The 1248-nt window shown below is 64.2% G+C and carries 1 protein-coding gene; it reads left to right on the top strand.

Annotation, left to right across the window (positions count from 1 at the left end; all coding sequences use genetic code 11):
- Positions 1-1248 (top strand): fimbria/pilus outer membrane usher protein (locus FCL49_RS24550; protein ID WP_174355468.1); only part of this gene is annotated, 1248 nt, incomplete at both ends.

Genomic DNA, 1248 nt, shown 5'->3' with positions numbered 1-1248 from the left:
ATCGCCTCCGACGACGAGATGCTGCCCGACAGCCTGCGCGGCTATGCCCCGGTGGTGCGCGGTATCGCCCGTACCAATGCCCTGGTAGTGGTGCGCCAGAATGGCTACGAGATTTACCGTACCTACGTCGCCCCTGGGGCCTTCGTGATAAACGACATGTACCCCACCGGCGGCAGCGGTGACCTGCAGGTCACCATCAAAGAGGCCGATGGCAGCGAACAGCATATCCTGGTGCCCTTCGCCTCCCTGCCGGTGCTGCAGCGCGAAGGCCGACTCAAGTACAGCCTGACCGGTGGCCAGTACCGCAGCTATGACCGCAGCGTCGACAAAAGCACCCTGCTGCAGGGCACCGCCATTTACGGCCTGCCGTGGAACACCACGCTGTATGGTGGCGTGCAGACCGCGCAGCATTACCAGTCCGCCGCACTCGGCCTCGGCAACAACCTCGGTGACTGGGGCGCCTTCTCGCTGGACGTGACCCAGTCGCGTGCCCAGCCCAAAAACAAGGCGCGTGCCACCGGCCAGTCCTGGCGGGTGCGCTACAGCAAAAACCTGGTGCAGACCGGCACCAACTTTGCCATCGCCGGGTATCGCTACTCCACCGCCGGGTTCTACTCGCTGTCTGAAGTGCTGGACGGCTGGCGCGACAGCAATGCCCCGTTTTGGATGACGGAACGTCGCCGCAACCGCGCCGAACTGAGCATGAACCAGCAGCTGTGGCAGGACGCCGGCAGCCTGTCGCTGAGCGCGGTGCGGGAAGACTACTGGAACAGCGAGCGCAGCCTGGCCTCCTTCGGGCTGGGGTACAGCAACAGCTGGCGCGGTATCAGCTACGGCGTCAACTGGAGTTACAACCGCAACAGTCAGGGCACAACCCGCAGCAACGACCAGCAAATCGCATTCAATATCAACGTGCCGCTCAACCTGTGGGACAACAACAACGCTTGGGTCAACTACAGCCTGAACAACACTAAAGGCGGGGCCACCAGCCAGAATCTGGGGCTAAGCGGCGTGGCGCTGCGCGACAACAGCCTGAGCTGGGGGGTGCAGCAGACTTACGGCACCCGCGGCCAGGGCTACGGCGGCAACGCCAACCTCGACTACCGCGGCACCTACGGCGAAGCCACCGCCGGCTACAGCTATGACAAAAACAGTGAGCGGCTGAACTACGGCCTCAACGGCAGCGTAGCCGCCCATCGCAACGGCGTCACGCTCGGTCAGCCGCTGGGGGAAACCGCCGCGCTGGTG

The sequence above is a fragment of the Serratia proteamaculans genome (assembly GCF_013337185.1).
Classification (GTDB): domain Bacteria; phylum Pseudomonadota; class Gammaproteobacteria; order Enterobacterales; family Enterobacteriaceae; genus Serratia; species Serratia proteamaculans_D.
This window is presented reverse-complemented; position numbering and strand designations above follow the sequence as displayed.